We start from the raw sequence: 24958 nt of genomic DNA on the forward strand, positions 1-24958 counted from the left end.
GCTGGTCAGCCGACCCGCGCGGGCGCGTCCGGCGTCTCCGCGCCGGGCGCGACGGCTTCCGGCCCGCGCTGCTCGTACCGCCGGACCGCCGCCGCGAGGGCGAGTCCGTACGGTACGAGGACGGCGGCGAGCAGGAGGTAGTAGGGCAGCGGGAGTTCCGTCATGCCGAGCGGCGGGCCCAGCGGACTGGCCGGGAGCAGCAGCCCGACGAGGGCGAGGACGGCCGCGGCCCGGCCGACGGGTCCCGGCAGCCGCCGCCGGCCGCACTCGCCGCGCCCGGTGCGCAGGAGCACCATCACCAGGGCCTGGGTCAGCAGGTTCTCGGTGAACCAGGCCGAGTGGAAGACGGCCTCGTCGTTCAGCGCGTCCGGCCCCCACAGGACGAGGGCGAGGACGGCGAAGGTGGCGAAGTCCGCGACCGCGTTGAGCGCGCCGAACCCGGTGATGAACCGCAGGAAGGCCCGCGGCCGCAGCGCGGTCGGGCGGCGCAGCGCCGCCCTCCCCGGACGGTCGTGGGCGAAGGAGGCCTGGGCCGCGTCGAAGCAGAGGTTCTGCACGAGCACCTGCACCGGGAGCATCGGCAGGAAGGGCAGCAGCAGACCCGCGACGAGCATCGCTATGACGTTGCCGAGGTTGGAGGAGAGCGTGACGCGCAGGTAGGAGGCGATGTTGCCGCTGGCCCGCCGGCCGGCCGTCACGGCGTGCCCGATCGAGGTGAGGTCCTTGTCGGCGAGCACCACGTCGGCGCTCTCCCGGGCGATGTCGCGGGCCGCCCGGGGTGCGACGCCGACGTCGGCGGTCCGCAGTGCGGGCACGTCGTTGGCGCCGTCGCCGAGGAAGCCGACGGTGTGTCCCGCCGCCCGCAGCGCGGCCACGACCCGGGCCTTGTCGTCCGGTGTGCAGCGGGCGAAGACCGTGGTACGGGCGGCGGCGGTCGCGAGGGCGCGGTCCCCGCCGGGCCCGGAGCCCACGGTGTGCACCTCCCCCACCTTCAGCCCCAGGTCACGGCAGACACGCGCCGCCGTGCCCGGATGGTCGCCGGTGAGGATCTTGACGGTGACACCGGCCTCGGCGAGCCCGCGCAGGGCCTCGGCCGCGGTCGGCGCGAGCGCGTCGCGGAAGGCGATCAGGCCGCGGAAGGTCAGCCCGCGCTCGTCGGCGGGGGTGTAGTCGCCGGTGCGGGCGGCGCGTTCGGCCGTGGCGAGGGCCAGCAGCCGCAGCCCGGCGTCCGCCTCCCGCGCGGCCAGCCCCCGCAGCCGCTCACGCTCGGCGGGCTCCAGCAGGCAGCGCTCCAGTACGTCCTCCACGGCGCCCCGGACGACGAGGACGTGCCGGCCGAACCGGCCCCGCACCACGGCGGTGGCCAGGCGCCGCACCGGGTCGAAGGGGACGGCCGCGACCCCGTCGTGCTCCTCGCCGACCGCTCCGGCGGCCTCCAGGAGCGCCTCGTCGAGCGCGTCCGGCGCGGGCAGTTCGGCGAGCTGGAGGCTCCACCAGGCACCGATCGCGGCCCAGCGCAGCACCTCCGGGTCGTCGTGGCCGTCCGCGTCCAGGGCTCGTTCGACGACCGGCCGGTCCTGGGTGAGGGTGCCGGTCTTGTCGACGCAGAGCACGTCGACGGCGCCCAGGTCGTGCAGGGCGGGCAGCCGCTTGACGATGACGCCGTGCGCGCCCGCGAGTTGCCGGGTGCCGCGGGCCAGGCAGAGGGTGACGATGACGGGCAGCATCTCGGGCGTGAGCCCGACGGCCACCGCCACGGCGAAGGGCAGGGTCTCCAGACCGCGCCCGCGCAGCGCCGCGTTGGCCATCAGCACCAGCGGCGGCGTCAGCAACATGAACCGGATGAGCACCCAGGAGATGCCCCGCACGGAACGGTCGAAGGCGCTGGGACCCGCGCGTCCGCGCCCCGTCGAGCCGTGGGCGGCGGCGAACCGCGTCCGCGCCCCCGTCTCCACCACCACGGCGGTGGCCGTGCCGGTGGCGACGCTGCTGCCCTGGAAGCACAGGTGCGGCTGCCCGAAAGGGCCCCGCTTTCCGAGCCCCGGCTCCTCCACGGCCGCCTTGGCGACCGGGGCGGACTCGCCGGTGAGCGGGGCCTGATGCACGGTCAGGCCCCGGGCCCGCAGCAGTCGGACGTCGGCCGGTACGAGGTCGCCGGGGCCGAGCCGGAGCACGTCGCCCGGCACCAGTTCGGCGACGGGGACCTCCCGGGCGCGCGGCTCCTCCCCGTCGGCCGTGCGCCGCAGCACGGTGGCGGTGCCGGCGACCAGTTCGCGCAGGGCGGCCATGGACCGGTCGGCCCGGTGCTCGCCGGTCGCGCGCAGCACGCAGCTCACCACGACCAGGCTGAGGATGACGGCCGCGGTCCCCCAGGAGGCGACGAGGGTGGAGACGAGGCCGAGGCAGAGCAGTACGGCGGTGAACGGGTCCCGCAGGGAGCGCACCCACAGCAGGGGCCAGGACGGGGTGCGCAGCTCGCCGACCGTGTTCTCGCCGACCACCGCGAGCCGGGCCTCCGCCTCGGCGTCGGTCAGGCCGCGCGGGCCGCTGTCGAGCCGCCGCAGTACCTGGAGGGGAGTGCCGTCGGGCGAGGCCGGGCGGGCCGCCGCGAGTTCAGAGGCCACGGAGGCGGCGCGCCGGGGCGGCGGCGCCCCGGTCGGTGAGCCGGGCCACCGTGAGCCGTACGACGTCGACCACGTCGGGGTCGTCGACGAAGTAGACCTGCCGCCGGCCCTCGCGGCGGGAGCGGACGAGCCCGGCGAGCTTCAGCTTGGTCAGGTGCTGGCTGACCGCGGGAAGCGCGCCGCCGACCCGCTCCGCGAGCCCGGTGACGTCGCTCTCGCCCTGGGCCAGTGCCCACACGATGTGCAGCCGGGCGGGCGAGGCGAGCAGCCCGAAGGCCGCGGCCGCCTCCGCGAGCACGTCGGCGGGCGGATCCTCGAAGCCACTGCCGGCTGCCGCCACGGTCGTCTTCCTCCTGTTCGCGCACACGGTTCGCGCGCTGTCCGCTCAGCCCGCACGCCTGGTACGGGCTGCCCCAGTCTAGGCCGCCCGGCGCGGACGGAACCCGCCGGAACCCACCGGAAGACTTCCGCCGGAACTTATCCGCCGCCCCGTCAGTTTCTACGTTGCTGTAGATGCAGCACGGACGTGTCAGTCCACCCGACCACCACACTTGGAGAGCACATGGCCCTGTGGGACCGCATCAAGGACTCCGCGACGCAGATGCAGACCCAGCTCGTGGCGAAGAAGAACGACCTGAAGAGCGGTGCCTTCCGGGACGCGAGCATGGCGATGTGCGCCCTCGTGGCCGCCGCCGACGGCACCATCGACCCCTCGGAGCGTCAGCGTGTCGCGCAGCTGATCGCCACCAACGAGGTGCTGCAGAACTTCCCCGCGGACGACCTGCGCCGCCGCTTCGAGGACAACCTGAACAAGCTGACCGCCGACTTCGACTTCGGCAAGGTCAGCGTGTTGCAGGAGATCGCCAAGGCGAAGAAGAAGCCCGCCGAGGCGCGTGCCGTGGTGCAGATCGGCATCGTCATCGGCGGCGCGGACGGCGACTTCGACAAGACCGAGCAGGCCATCGTGCGCGAGGCCTGCTTCACCCTGGGCCTGCCGCCGCACGAGTTCGACCTCTGAGCCGGCGGGGCCTGACGGCTCACGCCTCGCCGGGTGCCGGACGGTCGTCCGTCCGGCACCCGGCGAGCGGGCGGTTGCATCAGTCGAGACCCACGGACTTCAGCCAGGCCTTGGCCACGTCGAGCGGGTCCTTGTTCTGCGACTGCACCTGGGTGTCCATGTCCAGCAGGGCGGCCGTGTCCAGCTTGGCGGAGACCGCGTTGAGCGCGTCGACGCCCTTCTGGTCCAGGCCGGACTTGTACACCAGTGGCTGGACGTTCTCGAAGCCGAAGAGGTTCTTCGGGTCCTGAAGGACGACGAACTTCTCCTTGGCGATGGTCGGATCCGTGGTGAACACGTCGGCGACCTGCACGGTGTTCTTCTTCAGCGCCGCCTGGGTCAGCGGGCCGCCCGCGTCCAGCGCCTTGAAGGACTTGAACTCGAGGCCGTACTCGGACTTCAGGCCCTTCAGACCCTGGTGCCGGGCCTGGAACTCCGGCGAGCCGCCGATGACCAGGTCCTTGGCGGCGTCCTTGAGGTCCGCGATGGACGACTTGTCGGTGAGGCCGTACTTCTTCGCCGTCGCGGCGTTGACCGTGACGGAGTCCTTGTCCTCGGCGGGCGCCGGTTCGAGCAGCGTCAGACCGGAGTCCAGCTTGGCGCCGATGGCGGCCGTCGTCGCCTCGACCGACTTCGGGGCGGCCTTGGAGTCGAGGTAGGCCAGCAGCGCCCCGTTGTACTCGGGCAGCACGGTGATCGAGCCGTTCTTGAGCAGACCGTAGGTGGTCTCCCGGCTGCCGATGTTGGGCTTGTACTCGACCTTGACACCCTTGGCCTTCAAGGCCTCGCCGTAGATGTCGGCGACCAGGATGCTCTCGGCGAAGTTGTTGGAGCCGACGACGACCTTGCCGCCGCTCGCCCGGCCCTCCGCGAGTGGGTCCTTGCCGGAGGAGCCGCCGGACGAACACCCCGCGAGGAGCGCCGAGGTGGCGGCGAGCGCGACCGCGGCCGCCCCGAAGTGGCTCTTGCTGGACCTGGTGCTCTTCGTGTTGGAAGTCACAATTCCCGTTCCCGGCTGAGAGGTTGTTCGGGCGCATGGCAGCGGCGGCGGCACGCGGGGCGCGATTGCCGCGGTTTGATCCAATCCAGCCGCTTCTTCGTCAGTCAAGAGGCGCCGGGTCACCGATCGGCCTCGATGCGCGTCCGGCGGTGACGGCGGAGCGCCCCCGGGGCGGCCGGTGACCCACCCCGGTCCCGGTGTGCCGCTTCGTCTTCCGGGGTCAGCCGCCATGGCGCACCCCGGGCGACACCGTCACCCGCGCGACCGCCCAGAACACCGCGAGCGTCGCCAGCGCCAGCACGGCGACGAGCGCGGCCCCGCCCACGACCTTCTCGTAGTCGTGCTGGTAGAGACCGTCGACGATGTACCGGCCGAGGCCGCCGAGGCTGACGTACGCGGCGATGGTGGCCGTGGAGACGATCTGGATGGCCGCCGAGCGCAGTCCGCTGAGGATCAGCGGGAGGGCGACGGGCAGTTCGACCTGGAACAGGACACGCGACTCGGACATGCCCATGCCGCGGGCGGCGTCCACCGGCGAGGGATCGACGGAACGCATCGCCTCGTAGCTCGTGATCAGGATCGGCGGGACGGCGAGGACCACCAGCGGGATCATCACGGGTGTCTTGCCGAAGCCCAGCAGGATGACCATCAGCACCAGCAGGCCGAAGCTGGGCAGCGCCCGCCCGGCGGTGGCGATCAGGGCCAGGGCGTTGCCGCCGCGCCCGTAGTGCCCGGTGAGCAGGCCCACCGGCAGCCCGATGGCGGCGGCCAGGGCCAGGGCCATCAGGGAGTACTGGATGTGCTCGACGAGGCGGGTGGGGATGCCGTCGTAGCCCTTCCAGTGGGTGGCGTCGCTGAAGAAGGCGTTGATGAAGTGCAGTACGTTCACCGGGCTGCGTCCTCCAGTGCGGGCGTGGCCGGTTCGGGCCGGGCCTCGGCGTCCACCGGGGTGCGGCGGCGGGTGCCGCGCGGCATCCAGGGGGTCAGCAGCAGCCGGACGAGAACGAGCGCGGCGTCGACGACGACCGCCAGGGCCGCCGTGGTGAGGACGGAGTTCCAGGCGAGTTCGGGGCGGTTGTAGATCTGGGCGTCGTGCAGCAGATTGCCGAGGGCGCCCTGGTTGCCGATCAGCATCCCGACGCTGACGAGCGAGATGCTGGAGACGGCGGCCACCCGCAGCCCCGCGATGATGGCGGGCACCGCGATCGGCAACTGCACCTGGAGGTACCGGCGTACCGGCCCCAGGCCCATGGCGGTGGCCGCGGCCAGGGTCTCCTGCGGCACCGAGCGGACGCCGTCGACGATCGCCGGCACGAGCACGACGAGGCTGTAGACGGCGAGCGGGATCATCACGGTGAGCTCGGTCTGGCCGGTGTAGTCGATGAGGACGACGAAGAACGCCAGCGACGGGATCGCGTACAGCACGGTCGTCAGGCCGAGCACCGGCGGGTACATCCAGCGGAACCGCACGCAGAGCTGGGCGAGCGGCAGGGCGGCGACAAGACCGGCCAGCACCGGCAGCAGGGCCTCGCGCAGATGCAGGCCGATCAGGCCGAACCAGCTGTGCTGGAGGTCGCTCGGGATGTCGAAGAATCGGTTCATCCGGCGACCCCGGCCTCGGCGCCGGCCTCTGCTCCGGCGTCGGCGCCGGCCTCCGCCGCGGTCCCCGTGCCGGTCTCCGCCGCGGTACGCCCCTCGGCGTGGGCGCTGCGGATCGCCTCGCCGATGGTCTGCTGCGAGACGACGCCGACCGCGCGGCCGTTCCCGTCCACGGCGACCGCCCAGCCGGTCGGCGAGAGCACGGCGCCGTCGAGGGCGGCGCGCAGCGAGTCGGTGCCGTACTCGAAGGGCCGCCCGTACGGCAGGAGCCGTGCCACGTCGAGGGGGCCGTCGGCCAGGGCGGCGGGGTCGCTCCAGCCGAGGGGCCTGCCCTCGGCGTCGGTGACGAGGAGGTAGGGCACGCCGGGGGTGGCGCGGGCGGCGATCTGCTCGGCGGTGGAATCGGCGGCGATGATCGGGGTCTTCGTCAGCTCCAGTCCCCCGGAGGCGAAGAAGGACAGCCGGCGGATCCCGCGGTCGATGCCGAGGAAGTCCTCGACGAAGTCGTCCGCGGGCGCGGAGAGCAGTTCGGCGGGCGGCGCGTACTGGGCGAGCCGGCCGCCGGTGCGCAGGACGGCGACCATCGTTCCGATCTTGACGGCCTCGTCGATGTCGTGCGTGACGAAGACGATGGTCTTGCCCAGCTCTTCCTGGAGGCGCAGAAGTTCGTCCTGGAGTCCCTTGCGCACCACCGGGTCCACGGCGGAGAACGGCTCGTCCATCAGCAGCACCGGCGGGTCGGCGGCGAGCGCCCGCGCCACGCCGACGCGTTGCTGCTGGCCGCCGGAGAGCTGGTACGGGTAGCGCTTGGCGAGCGAGACGTCGAGGCCGACCCGCTCCATCAGCTCCGCCGCCCGCGCCCGGGCCCTCTGCTTGCCCCAGCCCAGCAGGCGGGGCACGGTCGCGATGTTGTCGACGATGGTGCGGTGCTGGAAGAGCCCCGCGTTCTGGATGACGTACCCCATCGACCGGCGCAGGGTGTTGACGGGCTGGTCCTGGATGTCGACGCCGTCGAGGAGGATGCTGCCCCCGGTCGGCTCCACCATCCGGTTGATCATGCGCAGAGTGGTGGTCTTGCCACATCCCGACGGTCCGACGAGGACGGTGATCGAGCGGTCCGGTATCTCGAGCGAGAGCCGGTCGACCGCCAGCGTGCCGTCCGGATACCGCTTGGTGACTGAATCTATCCGTATCAAAACGCCGAATACCCTTCGGGTCTGGCAGGAGCTGTCCGCTCTCGGCCAAGGTCGCGCGGGCCGTTGCGGGAAGAGTCCGGGCACCTCGTGACGTGCGAGATCCGCACGCGACACCCCCGTCCCCCGTAACCGCACTGTGCGCAAGCTGTGAGCCCGGCGCGCGGGCCCGCCCGAACGGACGGCTCCCAGGCCCCGTGGCGCCTTTCGACACCGACGCCTACCCAGCATCGCGCTCCCGACACCGGTCGGCCGACGCGATCCGCGCCACGTACCGCGCCTTCCGCCCCACCGGGGGCCCGTCCCGGCCCCGGCATGGGGCGGGGGCGGGCCCCTGAAGGCCCGTCCCCTTGACGGGTGCGGCGCGGGGCCGGGTCAGGTCCGGCCGGGGCCGCCACCGCCGAACGATCCGCTGCTGCCCGGGTGCCAGCGCCGCCGGTGCTGGTCCTGGCTGCGGCGGGTTCCGGTGGCGTGCAGCTCATAGGGCATGAGCCGCTCCCCGCCGTCCGGGTGGAGCTCGTCCAGCTCCCGCATCTCGCTGATCTCGTGGACGGCGCCGGTGACCGGCAGGTGCGGCTGCTCCCTCTCGGTCGGCCGTTCCGACTCCCGGCGCATCACGCGGATGCCGATCACGACGGCCCAGACCAGGGCGGCGGCGATGACGATTCCGGGAACGAAGGCGCCGTAAATGACCCAGGGATGGGTCCCTGTGTCCGCTGCGAAGAAGGAAGCTGTGTCCATGTGTTCCACCCGCCTCACTGAGCAAAGCGAAGTGCGCTGGTGGCGCGGGTAGACGCCACCTTTGCCTCATATTGTCCCACCGCAAGAGTGCCCCGCAAAGGGTCCGCGACTCCCGGGGGCTCTCTGCGCCCCGGCAGCCGCCGCTGACTCCGTGATGGCCGCCATTGCTGGAAAATGAACGCATGGCCGGATTTCTGCGCAGGTCAGCGAGGCGGCGGCGTCCAGTGCCCGGCGTGCGCAGCTTCGCCGCGCAGGCGTTCGCCCTCCAGATGGTGATGCTGCTGGTGCTCATCATCGCCGCGGGCGCCGTCCTCGTGCTCCAGACCCGGAGCAACATCCTGACCGACGCCCGGCACCGCACGCGCTCCGTGGCCGACGCCTTCGCCAGCGCCCCGGGGACGGCGGCGGCCCTCGACAGCCGCGATCCGACGGCGATCCTCCAGCCGCGCGCCGAGGAGGCCCGCAAACGGACCGGGGTGGCCTTCGTGGTCGTGTACCGGCCGGACGGGATCCGGCTCACGCACCCCGACACCGCCCTGATCGGCAAGCACGTCATCGGTCCGTACAAGCAGGCGGTCCAGGGACGGCCCTTCACGGACGTCGTCACCGCGAGCCGCGGGCCCGCGGTCGACTCGCTCGTCCCCGTCTTCCGGCCGGACGGCTCGGTCGCCGGCGTCGTGGATGTCGCGATCACGCTGGAGACGGTGAACGCCATGGTCATGGACCAGCTGCCGGTCCTGCTCGGCGGCGTGGGCGGAGCACTCGTGCTGGCCACATGCGGATCGGCGTGGGCAAGCAGGCGGCTGCGACGGCAGACCCACGGTCTGGGCCACCTGGAGCTGACGCGGATGTACGAGCACCACGACGCCGTCCTCCATTCCGTGCGGGAGGGAGTCCTCGTCGTCTCGGGCGAGGGCCGGCTGCTCCTGGCCAACGACGAGGCACGGCGGCTGCTGGACCTGCCGGCGGACGCGGAGGGACGCCGGATCGCCGAGCTCGGTCTGGAACCGCGGGTGGCCGGGCTGCTGTCCTCCGGACGGGTGACCAGCGACGAGGTGATACCCGCGGGAGACCGGCTGCTGGTCGCCAGCACCCGCCTCACGGACCGTGGGGGAGGACCGGCCGGCAGTGTGACGACGCTGCGGGACACCACGGAGCTGCGCGCTGTCTCGGGCCGGGCCGAGGAGGCCCAGGAGCGTCTGCGGCTGCTGTACGACGCCGGTGTGCGGGTCGGCACCACGCTGGACGTCGTACGGACCGCCGAGGAACTGGCGGAGGTGGCCGTCCCCCGGTTCGCCGACCTGGTCACCGTCGAGCTGCTGGAGCCCGTCCTGCGCGGCGACGAGCCGACGGACATGGCCGACATGTGCCGCGCGGTCATCCTCGGCGACAGCGTGGACCCGCCCGTCTTCCCCGTGGGCGGGCGGGTCACCTGGCTGCCCGGCACCCCCATGGCGGTGGCGCTGGAGAGCGGTCGAGCGGTGCTGGAGGCCGATCTGACCACCCACGACTGGCTGCTCAGGAGCCCGGAAACGGCCGGAAGGATCGTCGACCACGGCATCCGCTCACTCATCGCCGTGCCGATGCGGGCGCGGGGCGTCGTCCTGGGGCTGGCCGACTTCTGGCGGACGGACCGGCGCGGCCCCTTCGAGGACGAGGACCTCTCCCTCGCCGAGGAACTGGTCGCGCGGGCCGCCGTCTCCGTGGACAACGCCCGCCGCTACACCCACGCGCACGGCGTCGCCGTGACCCTGCAACGCAGCCTGCTGCCCCGGGGGCGGCCCGAGCAGGACGCCCTCGAGGTGGCCCACCGCTATCTGCCCGCGCAGGCCGGTGTGGGCGGAGACTGGTTCGACGTGATCCCGCTGCCGGGCGCCCGCGTGGCCCTCGTCGTCGGCGACGTCGTCGGGCACGGGCTGCACGCCGCCGCCACCATGGGCCGGCTGCGCACCGCCGTGCTCAACTTCTCGGCCCTCGACCTGCCGCCCGACGAGATCCTGATCCACCTCGACGAACTGGTCGCCAGGATCGACCAGGACCGCGCGGCCGAGACCGACCCGATCACCGGGGCCACCTGCCTCTACGCGATCTACGACCCGGTGGGCGGACACTGCACCGTGGCGAGGGCGGGCCATCCCGGACCCGCGCTGCTGCGTCCCGACGGCACGGTGTGCTTCCCCGAGGTGCCCGCCTCCCCGCCGCTCGGCCTGGCGGCGGGCCTGCCCGTCGAGACCGCCGAGCTGGACCTGGCGCCCGCATCGCTCCTCGTCCTGTACACCGACGGGCTGGTGGCGGACCGGGACCGGGACATCGGCACCGGTCTGGCCCTGCTGCGCGACACCCTGACCGGCCGGCCCGCCCGGAGCCCGGAGGAGACGTGCCGGGCGGTGATCGGCGCCGTGCTGCCCCCGGACCCCAGCGACGACGTGGCGCTGCTCGTGGCCCGCACCCGGCTGCTCGACCCGGCGGACGTCGTGGAGTGGGACGTGCCCCGCGACTCCGCGTCCGTCGCCCGGGTGCGCGCGGCGTGCGCCCGGAAGCTGGACGCGTGGGGGCTTCAGGAGGTGGGTTTCGACACCGAGCTGATGCTCAGCGAACTGGTCACCAACGCGATCCGCTACGGCAGCGAGCCGATCCGGGTGCGGCTGCTGCGGAACCGCGCCACCCTCATCTGCGAGGTCTGCGACGGCAGCAGCACCTCACCGCACCCGCGCCGGGCCGCCCTGACGGACGAGGGCGGACGCGGCCTGTTCCTCGTCGCCCAGCTCGCCCGCCGCTGGGGCACCAGGTACACCCCCCACGGCAAGGTCATCTGGACCGAACAGCCCCTGCACGGCGACGGCGGCCCGCAGACCGACCGTGACCTGAGCGACCTCCTGCTCGACCGGTGGGACGACGAGGCACTGTGACGGGCGCACCCGCCCACGCCCGCCGGCCCGGCGCCGGTCAGTCCTCGTCGGGGGCCAGGCGCAGGGAGATCGAGTTGATGCAGTACCGCTGGTCGGTCGGGGTCGCGTAGCCCTCGCCCTCGAAGACGTGGCCGAGATGCGAACCGCAGCGGGCGCACCGCACCTCGGTGCGGACCATCCCGTGGGAGCGGTCCTCCAGCAGTTCCACGGCGTCGGTGTCCTTCGGGTCGTAGAAGGACGGCCAGCCGCAGTGGGACTCGAACTTGGTGCCGGAGGTGAACAGTTCCGCGCCGCAGGCCCGGCAGGAGTAGACGCCCTTGGTCTTGGTGTCGGTGTACTCACCGGTGAAGGCGGGCTCCGTGCCGGCCTTGCGCAGCACGGTGTACTCGGCCGGGCTCAGCTCGGCCCGCCACTGCTCGTCCGGCTTCTCGACGTCGTACGGCATGGTTCTCGCGCCCCTCACTTCGACAGACGGTCCAGGATGCGCGGTCCGAGGTCGGTGACGTCGCCCGCGCCCATGGTGAGAACGAGATCACCGGCCTTGGCCATTCCCGCCACCGCGTCGGGCACCTCGGCCTTGTCGTGGACGGCCGTCACGTCGGCGTCCGCCGCCCGCGCGGCGGCGATGACCAGCTCGCTGGTGACGCCGGGGACCGGGTCCTCGCGGGCCGGGTAGATGTCCAGGACGACTGAGGCGTCCGCGAGGGCCAGCGCCTGGCCCATCTCCTTGCCCAGTTCCTGGGTGCGGGAGAACAGGTGCGGCTGGAAGACGACCAGGATCCGGCCGTCGCCCGCGGCCGCGCGCATCGCCTCCAGGTCGGCGGTCATCTCGGTCGGGTGGTGCGCGTAGGAGTCGACGACCTGGACGCCGGCGGCCTCGCCCTTGAGCTGAAGGCGCCGCTTGACACCGGTGTACGCGGCCAGCGCGGAGGCGAGTCCGGCGGCGGGCACGCCCAGTGCGGCGCCCGCGGCCAGCGCGGCGACGGCGTTGTGCGCGTAGTGGCGGCCGGGCACGGAGACGGCGAAGGTGAGCTCGGTGCCGTCGAGCAGGACCGTCACCTCGCTCTTCAGGCCGTGCGGCACGACCGACAGGATCCGCACGTCGGCGTCCTCGGACTCGCCGTACGTCACCGTCCGCACCGCACCGGCCACGCGCCGGGTCAGCTCCCGCGCGCCGGGGTGGTCGGCGGCGATCACCAGGGTGCCGCCGGGGACGATCCGGTCCACGAAGGTCTCGAAGGACTCGTAGATCTCGTCCATCGAGGCGTAGTTGGCGTGGTGGTCCAGCTCGACGTTGAGGACGATGGCGACCTCGGGCGCGTACTTGTGGAAGCTGCGGTCCGACTCGTCCGCCTCGGCGACGAAGATCTCTCCCTCGCCGTGCAGCGCGTTGGAGCCGGGGGCGTCCAGGTCGCCGCCGATGGCGTACGACGGCCGCAGGCCCAGCTCGCCGAGGGACACGGCCAGCATCGAGGTGGTGGTCGTCTTGCCGTGGGTGCCGGCGACCGCGATCGGGCGCAGGCCCTCCATCAGGGCGGCCAGCGCGTCGGAGCGGTGCACGACCGGGATGCCCAGCTCGGCCGCGCGGGCCAGCTCCGGATTGTCCTCGCGGATCGCCGAGGAGACGACGACGCAGCTCGCGTCGTCGGCGAGGTGCGCGGCCGCGTGCCCGATGTGCACGGTGGCCCCCAGCGCGCGCAGCGCCTCGGCGGTCTCCGACTCCTTGGCGTCGCTGCCCGCCACCTTGGCCCCGCGCTGGGCGAGGATCTTCGCGATGCCCGACATCCCGGCGCCGCCGATGCCGATGAAGTGCGGTCGGTCCATGGCGGTAGGAAGGCCGGGTGCCATGCGCTTTTCTCCCCAGGTGGTGCGGCTGCGGTACGACGGTGCGGGCGCCCCCGCGCGGGGACGCCGCCCCAGCCTATGCCTTGCTGTGGGAGAAGAGCTTCAGGACCGGTACGCCCACCTTGTGGCGGGCCCGGGAGGCCCAGTCGCGGTGGAAGAACTCCTCCACGTAGTGCGGGTCGGTCAGGACGATCACCTCGTCGGCGCCGACCTCGGCGACCAGCGACTTCAGGGCGTCCAGCGGATGGTCCTCGACGAGCCGGCCCTCGGCCCTGCTGCCCGCCGCGCGCAATGCGAGGAGGGACACGTCCAGGGCCTGCTCCCCGGCGCCCTTCGCGGCCGCGCCCTCGGGGGTCTCGCCCTCGCGCGTCGCCTCGTCCAGTTCGCCGAGCGCGATGTCGTCGATGGCCCGCAGCAACCGGTCGGCCTGATCGCCGCGCGGCTGGAGCAGCACGTGGAAGAACACCGGCTCCTCGCCGTGCAAGGTGGTGACGAACTCCACGTCGGCGGACGTCAGGGCCTTCTCGATCATCAAAACGCTTGTGAACACCAGGCGCCCTTTCTCCTCCGAGGGTCCCCGGACCCTCCGTCTCCCGCCACGGGCCGCAGCGGCCCCTGCGGAAACCATCCTGCCCCGTGATCGCACGGGTATCGCGGGAATTGCGGCGGCGGTGCTCCGGTCAGGGGCGGCGGTACCTGCCGAACAGGAAGCCGTCGTCCTCGATGAGGGACGCCAGGGTGAAGCGCTGCGGGACCGTGACGGAGGGCCCGCCGGCGATGCGCTGGGCGTCGCCCGCGGTGAGCATCGGGGAGACGGTGAGGCACATTTCGTCGAGGACGCCGGACGCCACCATCTGACCGAGCAGGCGCGGCCCGCCCTCGGTGAGCAGACGGGTGTGACCGAGTCCGGCGAGCGCCCGGACGGCGCGGGCGGGGTCGACACCGACGCCGTCACCGGCGATCACCACCCGCGCGCCCGCCTTCTCCGCGGCCGCGATCCGGTCCGGGGCCGCCGCCGCGCCCGTGAGGATCAGCGTGGGCACCAGCGGCGAGCCGAACAGCGGCAGCGAGAAGTCCAGCTCCAGGCTCGCCGTGACGACGGCGATCGCCGGAGCGGGCCCCTGCCCGGCCGCCTCCCGCAGCGCCGCGAACTCCGCCCGGGCCCGGGCCGGGCGGTACCCCTCCTGGCGTACCGTCTCCGCGCCGACCACCACCACGTCGGCCAGCGCCCGCAGGGTGCCGAAGATCCTCATGTCGGCGGCGCTGGAGATGGGCTGGGAACGCCCCTCGTGCTGGGCGGCGCCGTCGAGGGTGGCGACCATGTTGGCGCGCAGCCACGGTTCCCCGGCCGCGGGCCCGCGCTCGGGGTAGGCGTAGGCGGCGGCCAGTTCGGCGAAGGTCCACTCCCGGTCCACGAGGGGGCCGGGCACGCCCGTACCACCGGCCACGTGCGTCCCGGCCCCGTGCGTCCCTTCCGGGGGACGGGCTGCTGTTTCGTCGGTCACAGGGAACAGGCGTCGCATGAGGTGCAGTGTTCCACGCCGCTTACCATGGGGAACCGTGTCGTCCTCCACAGCCGCCTCCGGGCTCAGCTCCCTGACCACCACGGCCCCGCTGTCCCTGTGCGCCCGCGAGCCGCACGTCCCCGCGGACCGGCTGGTCGCCGAGATGGTGCCGCCGCCCCGCTTCGACGCGGTGCGCTTCGCGACGTACCTCCCGGACCCGAAGCAGCCCAGCCAGACCGAGGCCGTCGAGGTCCTGGACGACTTCGCCGCCGGCCTCGGGGCGCCCGCGGCCGGCTCCGGCAGGCGCGGCCTGTTCGGCTTCGGCAGGAGCAGGGGCAAGGGGAGGGCCGCCGGCGCGGGGCCCCGCGGTGTCTACCTCGACGGCGGTTACGGCGTCGGCAAGACCCATCTGCTGGCGTCCCTGTGGCACGCCACCCCGGCCGAGCCCGCCCGCAAGGCGTTCGGCACCTTCGTGGAGCTGACCAACCTGGTGGGCGCCCTCGGCTTCCAGAAGACCGTCGAGACCCTCTCCGGCCACCGCCTGCTGTGCATCGACGAGTTCGAGCTGGACGACCCGGGCGACACCGTGCTCGTGTCCACCCTGCTCGGCAGGCTGGTCGACGCGGGCGTCGCGCTCGCCGCCACCTCCAACACGCTGCCGGGCAAGCTCGGCGAGGGCCGTTTCGCCGCCACGGACTTCCTGCGCGAGATCCAGGGTCTGTCCGCGCACTTCCGCGCGCTGCGCATCGACGGCGAGGACTACCGCCACCGCGGCCTGCCCGAGGCGCCGGCGCCGTACTCCGAGGCGCAGGTGACGAAGGCGGCGTACGCCACCGAGAACGCCTCGCTCGACGACTTCCCGCACCTCCTGGACCATCTGGCCAGGGTGCACCCCAGCCGTTACGGCGCCCTGACCGACGGGGTGGCGGCCGTGTGTCTCACCGACGTGCGGCCGGTGCCGGACCAGTCGACGGCACTGCGGCTCGTGGTGCTCGCGGACCGGCTCTACGACCGCGAGGTGCCCGTACTGGCCTCCGGGATGCCCTTCGACCGGCTGTTCAGCGAGGAGATGCTGAACGGCGGCTACCGCAAGAAGTACTTCCGCGCGATATCCCGCCTGACCGCCCTCGCCCGGGACGCCAAGGGGCTCGTCGAGACGCACTGACCGGGACGACGCCCCGGCGGACGGCTTCCCGGGGTTTACCGTGTCTCCTGCCGGCTCATGATCGTTCGCCGGCCCTGACCGTTGGCTGGTCCGCGCCAAAAGACACGGAGTCGCCCCATGCAGCCCCTGATCCACAATGCCCGTACGTTCGGACGGCGCCCGGAGGACTTCGCCCGGCTCGCCGAGGGCCAGTCCCCCGAGGTCCTGTTCATCACCTGCTCCGACTCCCGGGTCGTCCCGGCCCTGATCACCGGCGCCCGGCCGGGCGAGCTGTTCGAGCTGCGCACCGCGGGCAACATCGTGCCGCCGTACGCCTCGGCCGGGCCCACCGCCGAGGCGGCCACCATCGAGTACGCGGTGGAGGTGCTCGGCGTCGGCGACATCGTCGTATGCGGCCACTCCCACTGCGGCGCGGTCGGCGCCCTCGTCCGCGGGGACGATCTCGACGCCGTACCCGCCGTACGGGACTGGCTGGCGCAGGCGACGCCCCGGCCGGCGGGCGCCGCCCAGGACCCGGCGGTCGCCGAGGGCGTCCAGAGCCACGCCCTGACCCAGTTGCTGCGGCTGCGCTCGTACCCGTGCGTCGAGAAGCGGCTCGCGGACGGCCGGCTCACGCTGCACGCCTGGTACTACGAGGTGCACACCGGCGCGGTGCTGGCGCACTGCCCGCGGACGGACGCGTTCACGGCCCTGTGAGTCGCGGGGCCCTCTCTCGGTCCTCTGGGCCGGGGCCGTCCCGCTGCCCTGTGGGCGGTGCCCGTCCCACGGCTCGACCCTGGCGTCGGACCGGGCATATCGTTGAAGGGAGCGCACAGCACGCATACCGGCGACCGGTCGAGGAGTCCTCGTCATGGTGCAGGAACTGGTGACCGCCGTGATCACCGCGGGCTGCGTGGGGTTCGTGTACCTCACCGCGGCGATGCGGGTCGTCAAGCAGTACGAACGCGGGGTGGTGTTCCGCCTCGGGCGGCAGACCGGTGAGGCGCGCCCGCCGGGCCTGGCGGTGATCATCCCGTTCGTGGACCGGCTCTACAAGGTCAACATGCAGATCGTCACGCTGCCGATCCCGGCCCAGGAGGGCATCACCCGGGACAACGTGACGGTACGCGTGGACGCGGTCGTCTACTTCAGGGTGGTCGACGCCGCCAATGCGCTCATCCGCGTGGAGGACTACAAGTTCGCGGTCTCGCAGATGGCGCAGACGTCGCTGCGCTCGATCATCGGCAAGAGCGACCTGGACGATCTGCTGTCCAACCGCGAGAAGCTCAACCAGGGCCTCGAGCTGATGATCGACAGCCCGGCCGTCGGGTGGGGCGTGCAGATCGACCGCGTGGAGATCAAGGACGTCTCCCTGCCGGACACGATGAAGCGGTCCATGGCCCGGCAGGCGGAGGCCGACCGTGACCGGCGGGCCCGCATCATCAACGCGGACGCGGAGCTCCAGGCGTCCAGGAAGCTGGCCGAGGCGGCCCAGCAGATGGCGGACACGCCCGCCGCGCTGCAACTGCGGCTGCTCCAGACGGTGACGGCGGTCGCCGCCGAGAAGAACTCCACCTTGGTCCTGCCCTTCCCGGTCGAGCTGCTGCGCTTCCTGGAGAAGGCCCAGCGGGAGCCGGAACCGGAGCCGGGTCCCTCCAGGAGCCGTGACCGGAGCACGGCACCCGCACCCCGTCCGCCCGAGCAGTTGCCCGAGGGCACGGAGACGTCCACGGACGGCCCCGCCCCCGAGGCGGCGCCGATCACCCCCGTCCGGAGCAGCGCCGACGCGGTCACCCCGGAGGCGGACGGCAGCACGGCCGCCGGCTCCAGGATGTAGCTCCCGTGCCCGTCCCCTGGGCCCGTCCCCTGGACGGGTCTGCGCGGTCGCGGCGCGGTGAGGGAGTCGTTAGCGTGCGAGGCATGCGCAGCCGGCTCGTGGGGGTTGTCCTGATCGTGGTGCTGGGGGGCCTCGCGGGGTGCGGGAGCGGGGGCCGGGGCGCCGCCGGCACGCCCAGCGCCGACGGCACCGTCTCCCCCGGTGCCACGGGCCGGATCGCCGTGTCGAGCCCGGCGTTCGCCGACGGCGGCACCGTTCCGGGCCGCTACACGTGCGGCGGTGCCGACGTGTCGCCGCCGCTCTCGTTCTCCGGGGTTCCCGCGCGCACGGCGGGGCTGATCCTGCTGGTCGAGGACCGGGACGCCCCGGGCGGCACGTTCACGCACTGGCTGGTCTGGAACATGGACCCGCGCACCAGGAGCCTGCCGACGGGCGCGACCCCGCCGGGAGCCGCCCAGGGACGCAACGACTTCTCGAAGACGGGCTACAGCGGTCCCTGCCCGCCGCCGGGCCGGCCGCACCGCTATGTCATCACGGTGTACGCCGCCGACCGCCGTCTCGACCTGAAGCCGAATGCCACGGCCGCCGACGTGCGGCGCGCGCTGAGCGGTCACACCCTGGCCTCCGGCACCCTCACCGCCCGCTACGGCCGCTGAGCCGGGTCCCGCGTCTGCCCCGGCCACCGGGTGGGTGACCGTACGGCCGTGCCGCCGTTCCCGTGATCGAAGATGGTCATATGTTCATCGGGTGATCCCACTTGTACGACGCATCACCGCCGTCTGCGCCCTCGGCGCCGCCCTGGCCGCCTGCGGCGGCAACGGAGCCCCCCGCGCCGGGCTGACGGCCCCCTCGAAGTCCGCGTCGGCCCCACCCTCCGCACCGGCCAGTCCCTCGCCCTCCCGGCCGCCGGCCCTCACCCCGGGACCCGGCGGTCTGACCCCTGTCTTCAGCAACGGCCCCCGCACCAAGGGGAAGACGGTCGCGCTCACCTTCGACGCGGACATGACCGCCGACGAGGGACCGCGCGCGGCGGCGGGCGAGCACTTCGACAACCCGGAACTCATCGCCACCCTGCGCGCCCTGAAGGCGCCGGCCACGGTGTTCATGACCGGCCGCTGGGCCGAGCAGTACCCCGACCAGGCCCGCTCCATCGGCAGCGACCCCCTGTTCGAGCTCGCCAACCACTCCTACAGCCACTACGCGTTCACCGCGAACTGTTACGGCCTGCCCCGGGTGCCCGCCGACCGGATGCGGTCGGACGTGGAGGGCGCGTACGAGGTGTTCCGCAAGGCGGGCGTGCCGCACCCGATGCCGTACTTCCGCTTCCCGGGCGGCTGCTACGACCAGCAGTCCCTGCGGGCGCTCAGCAGTCTCGGCGTCACGGCGGTGCAGTGGGACGTGGTGAGCGGAGACGCGTTCGCGACGGACGCGGACGCCGTGGTCCGGCAGGTCCTGAACGGGGTCAAGCCGGGCTCGGTCGTGGTCATGCACTGCACCCGCAGCGCCGCCCCCACCACCGAGCGCGTGGTGCGTGCCGTCGTACCGGAGCTGCGCAAGCAGGGCTACCGCCTGGTGAAGGTCTCCGACCTGATCGCCGCCTCGACCGACCGGGCCTGACGGGTCGGCCGGGGTGGGGCGGTGACGCCCGGCGCCGGTGACGGCCGGGGGCCGACGACCCGGCTGGCAGACTGGACGCCGTGAGCACCGACGAGAGCACCACGGCCACCGCCCCGCAGGACAGCCCGTTCCGCGCCGAGCCCGGCGCACGCGACCAGGCGCCGCAGTTCGTGCTGCCGCTGGTGGTGCGGATCGAGCGGGCCGCTCCCCCGGCCCGTACGGACGCCCTGGAGACCGCGGCCCGAGCGGTCCTGGTGCTGCTCGCCGACGAGCGCTCGGCCGGTGACGGGGAGTGGGCGGGGGCCGTACGCGACTGGCAGGACGCCCGGATCCGCAAGGTGGTGCGGCGGGCGCGCGGCTCCGAGTGGCGGCGGGCCGAGGCCCTGCCCGGCATCACCGTCACCGGAGAGACCGCGCAGGTGCGGGTCTTCCCGCCCGTACCGCTGGACGGCTGGCCCAAGGACCTGGCGAAGCTCCAGGTCTCCGGCACCGAGCTCGACGACCCGGAGCCGCCCGCTGCGCCGGACCCCGGCGTCCCGGTGCTGTGGACGAGCCCCGGGCTGGACATGTCCGCGGGCAAGGCGATGGCCCAGGCGGGCCACGGCGCCCAGCTCGCCTGGTGGGAACTGGCCGACGAGCAGCGTACGGCCTGGCGTGACGCGGGCTTCCCGCTCACCGTCCGCACCGCCGAACCCGCCCACTGGGCGGAACTCACCTCGGGCGGGCTGCCGGTGGTCCGCGACGCGGGCTTCACGGAGATCGCCCCCGGCTCCTGCACGGTCGTCGCCGACCACCCCGCGCTCCGCCGGGTCCACGCCCACGGCGGGGCTTAGCTCAAATGTTGCTCTGAAGGTGCGGCGGCGGGGTTCGGGGCCCGGCGCCCGGGGCCATACCCCCCTCACGTGCACCGGTATGGAGGCAAGAGGGGGCGAGGGCACGATGGAGCGGCTCGGGACGGGGATCGGGTGGCGGCCGGAGATCGCGGACGCCGTGGAGGCCATGCCGGGCATCGACTGGGTGGAGGTCGTCGCGGAGAACGTGTGCGCCGGGCATCTGCCCGAGTCGCTGCTGCGGCTGCGCCGCCGCGGGGTGACCGTGGTGCCGCACGGGGTCTCGCTCGGCCTCGGCGGGGCCGAACGGCCGGACCAGGGCCGGCTGACCGCCCTCGCCGAGCGGGCGCTGGCGCTCGGCTCGCCGCTGGTGACCGAGCACATCGCGTTCGTCCGCGCGGGCGGCGCGCTGACCGCCTCGCCGCGGCTGGAGGCCGGGCATCTGCTGCCCGTGCCGCGCACCCGCGACGCCCTGGACGTGCTGTGCGAGAACGTCCGTATCGCGCAGGAGGCACTGCCCGTGCCGCTCGCCGTGGAGAACATCGCCGCGCTGCTGAACTGGCCGGACGATGAGCTGACGGAGGGGCAGTTCCTGTACGAGCTGGCCGACCGCACGGGGGTGCGGCTGCTGATCGACGTGGCCAATCTGCACACCAACCACGTCAACCGGGGCGAGGATCCGGCCCGGGCGCTGGCCGAACTCCCCCTCGAAGCCCTCGCGTACGTCCATGTGGCGGGCGGCTTCGAGCGTGACGGCGTCTGGCACGACAGCCACGCCCACCCGGTGCCGCGCCCGGTCCTCGACATCCTGACCGACCTCGCCTCGCGGGTCGCGCCACCGGGGGTCCTCCTGGAACGCGACGAGAACTTCCCCGAACCAGCCGAACTGGAAAGGGAGTTGGCGACCATCGGAACGGCGGTGGAATCGGGACGCACGACGGCCGTAGGGTCGGCCGACTCCGACCCGGCACCCGCCGCTGCCCCGGACGCCGCGCCCGCGCGCGGCACCGCACCCGCACCCGACGGCGGCCGTGGCGCGCCCGGACCGGAACGGCAGGCGGCCGGCTCCGAGTCCGCGCGGCAGCGGCTCGCGCTCGCGCAGACCTCGTTGCTCTCGGCGCTCGTCGCCGGGACGCCCGCCCCGGAGGGGTTCGACCGGGTGCGCATCGGCGTGCAGGCGCGGTCGCTCGCCGCGAAGCGGGCGGACGTCGTGGCCAAGGTGGCGCCCGAACTGCCGGTGCTGCTCGGCGAGGAGTACCGGGCCGCGTTCCTCGCGTATGCGCAGAGGCACCCGATGACCGGGGGCTACCGGCAGGACGCCCTGGAGTTCGCGGAGTCCCTGCTGCTCGCCGGCCGGCCTCACCACGCGGGCGCCCGGCGGGAGTTGCGGGAGTGGTGGCTGGACCGCTCGGGGCCGGCGCCGCGGTCGCGCCGCCCGGCGGCACGGGCGGCCCGCGCGGCCCGGCGGGTGCTGCTGCGCCGCTGAGTCCGGCCCCGGCGTCCCGGTGCCCTGACCTCGGGAAACAAGCGGAACGTCACATACCGGCAACACTCTGTCCGGATGGCGAACAGGGCATGGCGTTTCCCAGGCCTCTGGCATAGAAACGCGTCATGTTCTGGGTCCTTCTCCTGCTTCTGGCCTGGGCCTTCACGGGCACGGCGTGCCTGCGGCTGTGCCTGGCCGCGGTACGCGCCGCGGTCGTCGACGTGGACGCGGGCCGGGGCCGCGATCTGACGCTCTACGAGGCCGCGTTCCTCTCGGGCGGACCGGCGCGGGTCGCCGAGCTGACCCTGGTCTCCATGGCGCGCCAGCGCCGGCTGCTGCTCGCGCACACCGGCTGGGCGACGGTCGTCGATCCGCGCGGCCGTGACGAGATGGAGCGCTCCGTCATAGGGGCGATCGGCCCGGAGGGGCAGTCCCGGATCGCGCCGGTACGCGCGGCGGCGGCCACCGCGGACGCGGTGCGCGGCCTCGCCGACCGGCTCGTCAGGGCCGGTCTCGCCGTGCCGGACGGGGACGCGTCCACGATCGCGGCCGGGGTCCGCCGGGTGCGGGTGGCCGCGCTGGGCGTCGTCGCCCTGGGCACGACCGCGCTGCTGCTGCCCGGCCCGACCGGGATGCCCCGCGAGCTGATCGCCCTCTGGTTCGCGCTGCCGCTCGCCCTCGCGTTGAGCTGCCTGGCCCTCGCCCGTTTCGAGGTCCACCCGTACTCGCGCTGGGCCTCCCCGGCCGGCCAGCGCCTGCTCGGCGGCCTGACCCGCCGGATGAACGGCGCCGGGGACGATCGTACGTACCTGGCGTCCGTGGCCGTACGCGGCATCCACGCGATCGGCGAACCGGACCTGCGCGCGGCCTTCGCCCACCACGACCGCCCCGCACGCGACCGGCCTCCGCACAACCGTCCCTCGCAGGGCCGGGCTTCCCAGGACCGCTAGGCCCCACGGCGGCTTCGGAGCCGGGACCGCGGGCGTGCGGACGGCGGCGCGTGCCGGAGCGTGCGCCCGGCACCGGCGCCCGGTCGGGGCGCGTCGGGGGCATCGGGGGCGACACCGGTGGGCGGTGCTTGCCCTCGCCGTCGGGGTGGACGAAACATCCCTTCTGTCGCTGCCGTGCACCGAAGGGATACGCGATGACCGCTGCCGCCGTCTGGACGGCCGCCGGGTCCCTGGTCCTCACCGCTCTTACCGGCGCCCCGGCCACGTCCGCCGCGGCACAGCCGCGCGGCACCGTCGTGGCCGCGGCGCGTGCCCGGGCCGCCGGGATCGAGTTCGGCGCGTGCCCGAAGGCGCGGGAACTGCCCCGGACCATGGAGTGCGGCACGGTTCAGGTGCCCCTCGACTACGCGCACCCCGACGGCAGGCGGATCCGGCTCGCCGTCAGCCGGGTGCGGGCCACCCACAAGGACCCGCGCAACAGCAAGCGCAGAGTGCCCCGTCAGGGCTCCCTGGTGTTCAACCCGGGCGGGCCGGGCGCCGATGGCACCTCCTTCCCCCTCATGGGCCTGCTGCCGGAGTGGAGGCGTGTCGCCTCCGCGTACGACCTCGTCGGCTACGCCCCGCGCGGGGTGGGCCGGTCCGCCCCGCTGTCCTGCCAGGACCCGAAGGAGTTCTTCAGGGCGCCCACGCCCGCGCCCGCGCATCCCTCACGGGCGTACAAGGAGCAGCGCGTCGCCGAGGCCAAGGCGTACGCGGGCGGCTGCGCCCGGCGCGCGGGCGAGGACCTGCGCCACTACAACTCCCTCAACAACGCCCGTGACCTGGACGTGCTGCGGGCGGCGCTGGGCGAGGACCGGCTGACGTTCGTGGGCGCCTCGTACGGCACCTACTTCGGCGCGCTGTACGCCACGCTGTTCCCCTCGCACGTACGCCGGATGGTCTTCGACGCGGCGGTGGACCCGGCGCCCGACCGGATCTGGTACCGCGCCAACCTGGACCAGTCGGCCGCGTTCGAGACCCGCTGGGCGGACTTCCGGAAGTGGGCGGCCCGTCATGACGACGTGTACGGGCTGGGCCGCACGGCCGGGCAGGTGCAGAAGAGCTACGACAGGGCACGGGAGCGGCTCGCCGCCGAACCGGCGGGCGGCAGGGTGGGGCCGGGGCAGTTGCAGGGTCTGTTCCTGACCGCCGGGTACTACGACGACTACTGGCCCGGCAGTGCCAAGGCCCTGTCGGCGTATCTGAAGGGCGACCCGAAACCGCTGGTCGCGCTGGCGGCGCCGCACCGGGAGGGGGCCGCCCGGGCGGAGAACGGCAGCGCGGTCTACACGGCCGTGGAGTGCGACGACGCTCCCTGGCCGACGGACTTCGCGGTCTGGGACCGGGACAACACACGGCTCGCGCGGGTCGCGCCGTTCGAGACCTGGAGCAATGTGTGGGCGAACCTGCCGTGCGCCTACTGGCCGGCGCCCCGGCAGCGGCCCCTGGACGTGCGGACCGCCCCCGGCGAGCTGCCGCCGACGCTGATCCTCGCCGCCGAACGGGACGCGGCAGCCCCGTACAGGGGCGCCCTGCAACTGCGCGCGCGGCTGGCCGGTTCGGTGCTGGTGACCGAGCGGGGCGCGGGCACGCACGGCATCGCGGGCGGACCGAACGCCTGCGTCAACGCGTACCTGGACGCCTACCTGCTCCAGGGCCGCCTGCCGTTGTGGCAGGCGGCGTGCGCCCCGCGCGCGGAGCCGCGGCCGGACGGCCCGACCTTCCAGGAGTCCCGCGCACGCCGGTTGCGCGAGTCCCTGAAGAGCGCGACCGGCCGCACCGGCGTCACCCGCTGACCAGGCCGGGGCCGGTTCCGGGGGCCCGTCGGCCCGGGACGCACGGAGGCGTCAGGCCAGGCCCGCCACCAGCTCGGCGAGGTCCTTACGACGCCCGGTGAAGAAGGGGATCTCCTCACGGACGTGCCGGCGCGCCTCGGAGGCGCGCAGGTGACGCATGAGGTCGACGATGCGGTGCAGTTCGTCGGCCTCGAAGGCGAGGACCCACTCGTAGTCGCCGAGGGAGAAGGACGCGACGGTGTTGGCGCGCACGTCCGGGAAGCCGCGGGCCATCTTGCCGTGGTCGGCGAGCATGCGGCGGCGGTCCTCGTCGGGCAGCAGGTACCAGTCGTAGGAGCGCACGAAGGGGTAGACGCTGACGTAGTTGCGCGGCGTCTCGTCGGCGAGGAACGCCGGGATGTGCGAGCGGTTGAACTCGGCGGGGCGGTGCAGCGCCATGTTCGACCACACCGGCTCCAGCGCGCGGCCCAGCCTCGTACGTCGGAAGAGGTTGTACGCCTCCTGGAGCTGGTCGCTCGTCTCGGCGTGCCACCAGATCATGAGGTCGGCGTCGGCACGCAGGCCCGAGAGGTCGTACGTGCCGCGGATGGTCACGTCCTTGGCGGCGAGCTGGTCGAACAGCTCCTGGACCTCGTCCGCGTAGCCCGCGCGGTCCTCGGGGAGCAGGTCCTTCAGCTTGAAGACGGACCACAGCGTGTAGCGGATGACCTCGTTGAGGTCCTTGGCCAGCTTGCCCTTGTTCGGGATCCTGCCGGACTCGGTGGTGGGGGCGTCGTCACTCATGAG

The 24958-nt window shown here is 73.5% G+C and carries 23 protein-coding genes; 11 read left to right on the forward strand and 12 right to left on the reverse strand.

What is annotated here, in order from left to right; genetic code table 11:
* Nucleotides 1-5: 5 nt before the first annotated feature.
* Nucleotides 6-2624, reverse strand: coding sequence for a magnesium-translocating P-type ATPase (gene mgtA, locus ACF09J_RS17815; RefSeq protein WP_392306361.1), 2619 nt, complete (start codon nucleotides 2622-2624; stop codon nucleotides 6-8).
* Complete coding sequence (locus ACF09J_RS17820; protein ID WP_392306362.1) at nucleotides 2614-2964, reverse strand: ArsR/SmtB family transcription factor; 351 nt, start codon at nucleotides 2962-2964, stop codon at nucleotides 2614-2616. Before ACF09J_RS17820 ends, mgtA begins: the two co-directional genes overlap by 11 nt.
* Before the next feature lie 222 nt (nucleotides 2965-3186).
* On the opposite strand from ACF09J_RS17820, the gene ACF09J_RS17825 reads away from it, so the two are divergent.
* On the forward strand, nucleotides 3187-3642 hold the full coding sequence (locus ACF09J_RS17825; protein ID WP_392306363.1) for a tellurite resistance TerB family protein: 456 nt from the start codon (nucleotides 3187-3189) through the stop codon (nucleotides 3640-3642).
* 79 nt (nucleotides 3643-3721) lie between these two features.
* On the opposite strand, the gene ACF09J_RS17830 is transcribed toward ACF09J_RS17825, so the two are convergent.
* From ACF09J_RS17830 to ACF09J_RS17850, 5 genes are all read right to left on the reverse strand, one after another.
* Nucleotides 3722-4681, reverse strand: coding sequence for an ABC transporter substrate-binding protein (locus ACF09J_RS17830; RefSeq protein WP_392306364.1), 960 nt, complete (start codon nucleotides 4679-4681; stop codon nucleotides 3722-3724).
* A 220-nt stretch (nucleotides 4682-4901) separates the two neighbouring features.
* Complete coding sequence (locus ACF09J_RS17835; RefSeq protein ID WP_392306365.1) at nucleotides 4902-5570, reverse strand: ABC transporter permease; 669 nt, start codon at nucleotides 5568-5570, stop codon at nucleotides 4902-4904.
* Nucleotides 5567-6283 (reverse strand): ABC transporter permease, encoded by a 717-nt coding sequence (locus ACF09J_RS17840; RefSeq protein ID WP_392306366.1) that lies wholly within the window; start codon nucleotides 6281-6283, stop codon nucleotides 5567-5569. Before ACF09J_RS17840 ends, ACF09J_RS17835 begins: the two co-directional genes overlap by 4 nt.
* Complete coding sequence (locus tag ACF09J_RS17845; RefSeq protein ID WP_392306367.1) at nucleotides 6280-7476, reverse strand: ABC transporter ATP-binding protein; 1197 nt, start codon at nucleotides 7474-7476, stop codon at nucleotides 6280-6282. The genes ACF09J_RS17840 and ACF09J_RS17845 overlap by 4 nt, the downstream gene beginning before the upstream one ends.
* A gap of 372 nt (nucleotides 7477-7848) precedes the next feature.
* Nucleotides 7849-8214 carry a DUF6479 family protein gene (locus tag ACF09J_RS17850; RefSeq protein ID WP_392306368.1) on the reverse strand — a complete coding sequence of 122 codons (366 nt, stop codon included), beginning with the start codon at nucleotides 8212-8214 and terminating at the stop codon, nucleotides 7849-7851.
* Between the two features lie 233 nt (nucleotides 8215-8447).
* On the opposite strand from ACF09J_RS17850, the gene ACF09J_RS17855 reads away from it, so the two are divergent.
* On the forward strand, nucleotides 8448-11123 hold the full coding sequence (locus ACF09J_RS17855) for a SpoIIE family protein phosphatase (protein WP_392306369.1): 2676 nt from the start codon (nucleotides 8448-8450) through the stop codon (nucleotides 11121-11123).
* Nucleotides 11124-11160: 37 nt separating this feature from the next.
* On the opposite strand, the gene msrB is transcribed toward ACF09J_RS17855, so the two are convergent.
* The 4 genes from msrB to ACF09J_RS17875 form a co-directional block, all read right to left on the reverse strand.
* The gene (msrB, locus tag ACF09J_RS17860) at nucleotides 11161-11568 is read right to left on the reverse strand and encodes a peptide-methionine (R)-S-oxide reductase MsrB (RefSeq protein ID WP_392306370.1); all 408 of its coding nucleotides are present in this window, start codon (nucleotides 11566-11568) and stop codon (nucleotides 11161-11163) included.
* Between the two features lie 14 nt (nucleotides 11569-11582).
* Nucleotides 11583-12971 carry a UDP-N-acetylmuramate--L-alanine ligase gene (gene murC, locus ACF09J_RS17865; RefSeq protein ID WP_392306371.1) on the reverse strand — a complete coding sequence of 463 codons (1389 nt, stop codon included), beginning with the start codon at nucleotides 12969-12971 and terminating at the stop codon, nucleotides 11583-11585.
* 73 nt (nucleotides 12972-13044) lie between these two features.
* On the reverse strand, nucleotides 13045-13518 hold the full coding sequence (locus ACF09J_RS17870) for an indole-3-glycerol phosphate synthase (RefSeq protein ID WP_392306372.1): 474 nt from the start codon (nucleotides 13516-13518) through the stop codon (nucleotides 13045-13047).
* 130 nt (nucleotides 13519-13648) lie between these two features.
* Nucleotides 13649-14491, reverse strand: coding sequence for a pyrimidine reductase family protein (locus ACF09J_RS17875; RefSeq protein ID WP_392306373.1), 843 nt, complete (start codon nucleotides 14489-14491; stop codon nucleotides 13649-13651).
* Between ACF09J_RS17875 and zapE the strand changes: the two genes are divergently transcribed.
* The 9 genes from zapE (at nucleotide 14490) to ACF09J_RS17920 (ending at nucleotide 24172) form a co-directional block, all read left to right on the forward strand.
* Entirely contained in the window at nucleotides 14490-15638 is a 1149-nt protein-coding gene (gene zapE, locus ACF09J_RS17880) for a cell division protein ZapE (protein WP_392306374.1), read from the forward strand. The two genes, ACF09J_RS17875 and zapE, sit on opposite strands and share 2 nt — an antisense overlap.
* A 117-nt stretch (nucleotides 15639-15755) precedes the next feature.
* On the forward strand, nucleotides 15756-16334 hold the full coding sequence (locus ACF09J_RS17885) for a carbonic anhydrase (RefSeq protein WP_392306375.1): 579 nt from the start codon (nucleotides 15756-15758) through the stop codon (nucleotides 16332-16334).
* Nucleotides 16335-16488: 154 nt separating this feature from the next.
* Complete coding sequence (locus ACF09J_RS17890) at nucleotides 16489-17454, forward strand: SPFH domain-containing protein (RefSeq protein ID WP_392306376.1); 966 nt, start codon at nucleotides 16489-16491, stop codon at nucleotides 17452-17454.
* A gap of 83 nt (nucleotides 17455-17537) precedes the next feature.
* On the forward strand, nucleotides 17538-18110 hold the full coding sequence (locus ACF09J_RS17895) for a YbhB/YbcL family Raf kinase inhibitor-like protein (RefSeq protein WP_392306377.1): 573 nt from the start codon (nucleotides 17538-17540) through the stop codon (nucleotides 18108-18110).
* Between the two features lie 91 nt (nucleotides 18111-18201).
* Nucleotides 18202-19071 (forward strand): polysaccharide deacetylase family protein, encoded by an 870-nt coding sequence (locus ACF09J_RS17900; RefSeq protein WP_392306378.1) that lies wholly within the window; start codon nucleotides 18202-18204, stop codon nucleotides 19069-19071.
* Nucleotides 19072-19142: 71 nt separating this feature from the next.
* The gene (locus ACF09J_RS17905) at nucleotides 19143-19904 is read left to right on the forward strand and encodes a peptidyl-tRNA hydrolase (RefSeq protein ID WP_392306554.1); all 762 of its coding nucleotides are present in this window, start codon (nucleotides 19143-19145) and stop codon (nucleotides 19902-19904) included.
* 106 nt (nucleotides 19905-20010) lie between these two features.
* On the forward strand, nucleotides 20011-21387 hold the full coding sequence (locus ACF09J_RS17910; RefSeq protein WP_392306555.1) for a DUF692 domain-containing protein: 1377 nt from the start codon (nucleotides 20011-20013) through the stop codon (nucleotides 21385-21387).
* A gap of 125 nt (nucleotides 21388-21512) precedes the next feature.
* Nucleotides 21513-22337, forward strand: coding sequence for a TIGR04222 domain-containing membrane protein (locus ACF09J_RS17915; RefSeq protein ID WP_392306379.1), 825 nt, complete (start codon nucleotides 21513-21515; stop codon nucleotides 22335-22337).
* A 194-nt stretch (nucleotides 22338-22531) separates the two neighbouring features.
* Nucleotides 22532-24172: an alpha/beta hydrolase gene (locus tag ACF09J_RS17920; RefSeq protein WP_392306380.1), complete on the forward strand. Its 1641-nt coding sequence runs from the start codon at nucleotides 22532-22534 to the stop codon at nucleotides 24170-24172.
* A 51-nt stretch (nucleotides 24173-24223) separates the two neighbouring features.
* Here ACF09J_RS17920 and hemQ read toward each other — a convergent pair whose 3' ends face one another.
* A complete protein-coding gene (hemQ, locus tag ACF09J_RS17925; RefSeq protein WP_392306381.1) occupies nucleotides 24224-24955 on the reverse strand; it encodes a hydrogen peroxide-dependent heme synthase in 732 nt (243 codons plus the stop codon).
* Nucleotides 24956-24958 lie beyond the last annotated feature (3 nt).

Source organism: Streptomyces sp. NPDC014889 (assembly GCF_043081205.1).
Taxonomy (GTDB): domain Bacteria; phylum Actinomycetota; class Actinomycetes; order Streptomycetales; family Streptomycetaceae; genus Streptomyces.

Bases quoted from the DNA above. Each gene is read 5' to 3' on its own strand.
- ACF09J_RS17825 (WP_392306363.1), top strand. From the start codon at position 3,187: ATGGCCCTGTGGGACCGCATCAAGGACTCCGCGACGCAGATGCAGACC.
- ACF09J_RS17840 (WP_392306366.1), bottom strand. From the start codon at position 6,283: ATGAACCGATTCTTCGACATCCCGAGCGACCTCCAGCACAGCTGGTTC.
- ACF09J_RS17850 (WP_392306368.1), bottom strand. From the start codon at position 8,214: ATGGACACAGCTTCCTTCTTCGCAGCGGACACAGGGACCCATCCCTGG.
- msrB (WP_392306370.1), bottom strand. From the start codon at position 11,568: ATGCCGTACGACGTCGAGAAGCCGGACGAGCAGTGGCGGGCCGAGCTG.
- murC (WP_392306371.1), bottom strand. From the start codon at position 12,971: ATGGCACCCGGCCTTCCTACCGCCATGGACCGACCGCACTTCATCGGC.
- zapE (WP_392306374.1), top strand. From the start codon at position 14,490: ATGAGGTGCAGTGTTCCACGCCGCTTACCATGGGGAACCGTGTCGTCC.
- ACF09J_RS17875 (WP_392306373.1), bottom strand. From the start codon at position 14,491: ATGCGACGCCTGTTCCCTGTGACCGACGAAACAGCAGCCCGTCCCCCG.
- ACF09J_RS17885 (WP_392306375.1), top strand. From the start codon at position 15,756: ATGCAGCCCCTGATCCACAATGCCCGTACGTTCGGACGGCGCCCGGAG.
- ACF09J_RS17890 (WP_392306376.1), top strand. From the start codon at position 16,489: ATGGTGCAGGAACTGGTGACCGCCGTGATCACCGCGGGCTGCGTGGGG.
- ACF09J_RS17895 (WP_392306377.1), top strand. From the start codon at position 17,538: ATGCGCAGCCGGCTCGTGGGGGTTGTCCTGATCGTGGTGCTGGGGGGC.
- ACF09J_RS17910 (WP_392306555.1), top strand. From the start codon at position 20,011: ATGGAGCGGCTCGGGACGGGGATCGGGTGGCGGCCGGAGATCGCGGAC.
- ACF09J_RS17915 (WP_392306379.1), top strand. From the start codon at position 21,513: ATGTTCTGGGTCCTTCTCCTGCTTCTGGCCTGGGCCTTCACGGGCACG.
- ACF09J_RS17920 (WP_392306380.1), top strand. From the start codon at position 22,532: ATGACCGCTGCCGCCGTCTGGACGGCCGCCGGGTCCCTGGTCCTCACC.
- hemQ (WP_392306381.1), bottom strand. From the start codon at position 24,955: ATGAGTGACGACGCCCCCACCACCGAGTCCGGCAGGATCCCGAACAAG.